The 4,743-nt window shown below is 63.4% G+C and carries 6 protein-coding genes; all 6 read right to left on the reverse strand.

Annotated elements, in window-relative coordinates; all coding sequences use genetic code 11:
- Positions 1-174: 174 nt before the first annotated feature.
- Genes Q8Q83_RS10365 through Q8Q83_RS10390 form a run of 6 tightly spaced genes read right to left on the reverse strand, consistent with a single transcriptional unit; the run spans position 175 to position 4,577 of the window.
- A complete protein-coding gene (locus Q8Q83_RS10365) occupies positions 175-498 on the reverse strand; it encodes a DUF3392 domain-containing protein (protein ID WP_305623446.1) in 324 nt (107 codons plus the stop codon).
- A gap of 32 nt (positions 499-530) precedes the next feature.
- Positions 531-1,715, reverse strand: a complete 1,185-nt coding sequence (hemW, locus tag Q8Q83_RS10370; protein WP_305623454.1) for a radical SAM family heme chaperone HemW — start codon at positions 1,713-1,715, stop codon at positions 531-533.
- 56 nt (positions 1,716-1,771) lie between these two features.
- Positions 1,772-2,368, reverse strand: a complete 597-nt coding sequence (rdgB, locus tag Q8Q83_RS10375; protein ID WP_305623448.1) for an RdgB/HAM1 family non-canonical purine NTP pyrophosphatase — start codon at positions 2,366-2,368, stop codon at positions 1,772-1,774.
- On the reverse strand, positions 2,365-2,784 hold the full coding sequence (locus tag Q8Q83_RS10380) for a DUF4426 domain-containing protein (protein WP_305623449.1): 420 nt from the start codon (positions 2,782-2,784) through the stop codon (positions 2,365-2,367). The genes rdgB and Q8Q83_RS10380 overlap by 4 nt, the downstream gene beginning before the upstream one ends.
- 42 nt (positions 2,785-2,826) lie before the next feature.
- A complete protein-coding gene (gene metW / locus Q8Q83_RS10385; RefSeq protein ID WP_305623451.1) occupies positions 2,827-3,435 on the reverse strand; it encodes a methionine biosynthesis protein MetW in 609 nt (202 codons plus the stop codon).
- Between the two features lie 2 nt (positions 3,436-3,437).
- Positions 3,438-4,577, reverse strand: a complete 1,140-nt coding sequence (locus Q8Q83_RS10390) for a homoserine O-acetyltransferase (protein WP_305623453.1) — start codon at positions 4,575-4,577, stop codon at positions 3,438-3,440.
- Positions 4,578-4,743: the final 166 nt, after the last annotated feature.

A 4,743-nucleotide genomic window follows, 5' to 3' on the forward strand; every position in this document is an offset into this window, starting at 1 on the left:
TTGGGAGTGGAGGCGAGGTTGTGGGTGAGTTCCAGTGCCCGAGCGAGACGCATAAAAAATCCGATGCCAATACTGGCATCGGATTTTGATTTCTTGCGGCCAAAGGTCAAGTAAGAGGGCTTAACTGATCGGCATTAGCCCAATTGGGCGGCTTTTTTATGCTCGTTTCTGTGCTCAGTTGCGATCGGCGAGGATGCCGATGATAAAGAACACCAGCAGCAGCACCGGGGCCAGGGTGAAGTTGTTGAAGTAGCCCAGCCCCTTGGCCATATAGGGAGTGGCGAAGACCAGCAGCAGGCCGTAGCCGATGGCGCAGAGCAGGACGAAGATCAGGGTGCGCAGGAAAAAGTTCATGCTACTGGTGGAGCGCTGCACCCAGGCGTTGATGCTGGGGCCGAACAGCACCAGCAGGGTGGCCATGATCGCCAGGGCAATATCGTGGAGGTGGCTGCGGCTCCAGCGCGACAGGGTGACGATCAGGTCGAGTAGCAGATCCATCCGGTTTCCTTAGTCTGGGGGCAGACGGTGTTTCAGGGCAGAAAGTATTGCAGCAGGTCGTTGAGAAACAGCTGGCCTTCGCGGGTGGCGACCAGGCGTGCCGGGTCGGCCAGCATCAGGCCGCGCTGCTGCGCCGCGCTGCGCGCCTCGGCGAGCAGGCTGAGCGGCAGGCCGGTGCGCTGAGTGAACAACTCGCTGGCGACTCCGTCCGTGAGGCGCAGCACATTCATCAGAAATTCGAAGGGCAGCTCATCCACCCCCAGCGCGCGTTCGCCGGCGCTGAAGCGCTTGCCGCTGTCCAGATAGTCCTTGGGCAGACGGGTTTTCCAGCTGCGGCTGATGCTGCCGTCTGGGCAACTCAACTTGGCGTGGGCGCCGGCGCCTATGCCGAGGAAGTCGCCGAAGGTCCAGTAGTTGAGGTTATGCCGCGCCGCCTTACCCGCCTGTGCGTAGGCCGAAACTTCGTACTGTGCGTAGCCCTCGGCGGCCAGCAGGGCCTGGCCGGCTTCCTGAATATCCCAGAGGATATCGTCCTCCGGCACCTCAGGCGGCTGGTTCCAGAACACCGTATTGGGTTCGACCGTCAGCTGATACCAGGACAAATGGGTCGGGGCCTGGGCGATGGCGATACGCAGATCGCTCAAGGCGTCTTCGATGGACTGCTGCGGCAGGCCGTGCATCAGGTCCAGGTTGAAGTTGTCGAAGCCGGCGGCGCGGGCCATATCGGCGGCGCGCACGGCTTCATCACCGTCGTGGATACGGCCCAGGGCCTTGAGTTTGTCCGCCTGGAAGCTCTGCACGCCGATCGACAGGCGATTGATGCCCAGGCTGCGGTAGTCGCGGAACTTGGCCTGCTCGAAGGTGCCGGGGTTGGCCTCCAGGGTGATCTCGATATCCGGCGCAAACGCCACGCGCCGCTCGACCCCTTGCAGCAAGCGGCCGAGGGCCTTGGCCGAGAACATGCTGGGGGTGCCGCCGCCGAAAAAGATCGAGCTTAGCGGCCGGCCATACACCCGGGGCAGGTCTTCATCCAGGTCGGCGAGCAGGGCGTCGACGTACTCCTCTTCCGGCAGTGTCGGCCCGGCGGCGTGGGAGTTGAAGTCGCAATAGGGGCACTTCTTCACGCACCAGGGGATATGGATATAGAGCGCCAGGGGGGGTAGCTCGAAGCCGCTTTTGCTCCCCTCGCCCTCTGGGAGACGACTGCATGGATGCAGGAGGTAGGGCGACGCAGGATGCCCAAGCCGAGGGGCCGGGGGAGAGGGTGTTGGGCTCATGCCAGGCCCAACCGCTGTTTTAGCAGCGCCATGGCGCGGGCGCGGTGGCTCAACTGGTTCTTCTCGGCAGGCGGCAGTTCGGCGCTGGAGCAATCGCGCTCGGGGACCCAGAACAGCGGGTCGTAGCCAAAGCCCTGCACGCCTTGGGCGGCATGCAGAATACGTCCGTGCCACAGGCCTTCGCAGAGGATCGGCAGGGGATCGTCGGCGTGCCGTAGCAGCGCCAGGCAGCAGACAAACTGGGCGCCGCGCTCGGCATCCGGCACGTCTTTCAGCACGTGCAGCAGCTTGGCGTTATTCGCCGCATCGCCCTGGCCATCGGCATAGCGCGCCGAGTAGATACCCGGCGCGCCGCCGAGGAAATCCACCGCCAGGCCCGAGTCGTCAGCCAGCGCCGGCAGACCGGACACGCGGGCGGCATTACGCGCCTTGAGGATGGCGTTCTCGACAAAGGACAGGCCGGTCTCTTCCGGCTCCACCTCGGAAAACTCAGCTAGCGAGCGCACGCGCACGGAGGCGCCGAGCATGGCCTGCAGTTCTTTGAGTTTGCCGGCGTTATGACTTGCGAGTACGAGCTCTTTGAAAGGCATCATTCGTCGGGGAAAAATTCCTGGTTGAATTCGAAGCTGCGCGCCACGCCATCGGCGGCGGTGAGGTTGATGGTGAAGCGCAACATTTCCCGTTGGTCGAAGGGGAACTGCGCCAGGTAATAGATGGCCGCGCCTTCGGTGATCTGCTTGAAGCTCAGCGGGTGGCTGCGCCCGACCAGATCCTTGACCTCACCGCTGACGTTGGCCGTGCTGGCTTTACCCGTTTTGAGCACGGCGATATTCACCACGCCCTGGTTTTTGCTGCGCACCAGGCCGCTGGCGGCGGCGACTTCCGGCTGCAGGAAGCTGGAGTTGAAGGCGCTGTAGTGTACGTCCAGATCGCCGAAGCTCTGCTTGCGTTCAGCAAGCGCGGGCAGGCTCAGGCACAGGGCGATTAGGACAAGGGCAAGGCGATGCATAGTGGTTCTCCTTAATATGACATCGAGGTGTCAGTTGGTGAACTACGCCTCGACAGCGCTGGGACCGCTGATTCGGTAGATACCGATTTCACCTAACAGATTAGGCCAAATCCGGCTGGCCCAACCGTGGCGATGCTCGCGATCCACGGCCAGGCGATTCATCACCTTGGCGTTTTGCGCCTGGCACAGGCGTTCGAAGTCGGCGAAGGTGCAGAAGTGGATATTCGGCGTGTTGTACCAGGTGTAGGGCAGAAAGTCCGACACCGGCATGCGCCCCTTGCTGCTCAGGTACCAGCGGCAGCGCCAGTGGGCGAAGTTGGGGAAGGTGATGATGCAGGTCTTGCCGATCCGCAGCATTTCCGCCAGTACCTTGTCGGGGTAGTGCAGGGCTTGCAGCGATTGGGTCATCACCACCACGTCGAAGCTGGCGCTGGCGAAGTTGCCCAGGCCCTGGTCGAGGTTCTGCTCGAGCACGTTGACGCCCTTGCGCAGGCATTGGGCGATGTTGTCCGGGTCGATTTCCAGGCCGTAGCCGCTGACCCCTTTGTATTCGCTCAACCAGGCCAGCAATTCGCCATTGCCGCAACCCAGGTCGAGCACCCGGCTGCCGGCCGGAATCCATTCCTGGATGATGTCTAGATCCGCTCGCATGGCTACACCTCGATCCGTTTCATATAGCTGTCGAAGGCCTGCACGTAGCGCGGGATCGGCATCAGGAAGGCGTCGTGGCCCTGGGGCGCATCGATTTCCAGGTAGCAGACGTTCTTCCGCGCGGCGGTCAGGGCGTCGACTATTTCCCGCGAGCGCGCCGGCGAGAAGCGCCAGTCGGTGGTGAAGGACATCACGCAGAAGTCCGCCGTGACCTGGCTCAGGGTCTTGGCCAGGTCGCCGTCATGGTTGGCCGCCGGGTCGAAGTAGTCCAGGGCCTTGGTCATCAGCAGGTAGGTGTTGGCGTCGAAACGCCCGGAGAACTCCTCGCCCTGGTAGCGCAGGTAGCTCTCGACCTGGAACTCGACGCTGTGGAAGTCGTAGTTGAGCTTCTCGCTCTTCAGGCCGCGGCCGAATTTCTCGCCCATGGCGTCGTCCGACAGGTAGGTGATATGGCCGACCATGCGCGCCAGCATCAGGCCGCGCTTGGGAATCACCCCCTGTTCCTGGAAGTGCCCGCCATGGAACTCCGGGTCGGTGAGGATGGCCTGGCGCGCCACCTCGTTGAAGGCGATGTTCTGCGCCGACAGCTTGGGCGCCGAGGCGATGGCCAGGCAGTGGCGCACCCGCTCGGGGTAGCTGATGGTCCATTGCAGTGCCTGCATGCCGCCCAGGCTGCCGCCGATTACTGCCGCCCACTGCTGAATGCCCAGGTTGTCGGCCAGGCGCGCCTGGCTGTGCACCCAGTCTTCCACCGTCATCACCGGGAAGTCGGCGCCGAAGGGTTTGCCGGTGGCCGGGTTGGTGCTGCTGGGGCCGGTGGAGCCGTTGCAGCCGCCGAGGTTGTTGAGGCTGACGACGAAGAACTTGTTGGTGTCGATCGGCTTGCCGGGGCCGATGCAGCTGTCCCACCAGCCGGGCTTGCGCTCATCCGCGCTGTGGTAGCCGGCGGCGTGGTGGTGACCGGACAGGGCGTGGCAGATCAGCACCGCATTGCTGTGTGCGGCATTTAGTTCGCCATAGGTCTCGAAAATCAGTTGGTAGTCGGCCAGGCTGCGCCCGCAGGCCAGCGCCAGGGGTTCGGCAAAATGCATCACCTGGGGTGTCACCAGGCCAACAGAGTCTGGGGGAAAGGCAGTCGGCATCGACCCTGCTCGCAATATAGGAAAAGGAAGTGAGGAGGAAAGTGCAGCAGTCTAAAGAGCGCCGCCCCAGGCGGCAAGCGCATGGGGCGGCGGGGTAGGGTCTGTTGCCGTTTCGTTCGCGGCCGCGCCGGAGCCTGTTTTTGCGCGAGGCAAGGCACGAGGAGCG

It is taken from the genome of Pseudomonas sp. (genome assembly GCF_030696055.1).
Classification (GTDB): Bacteria; Pseudomonadota; Gammaproteobacteria; order Pseudomonadales; family Pseudomonadaceae; genus Aquipseudomonas.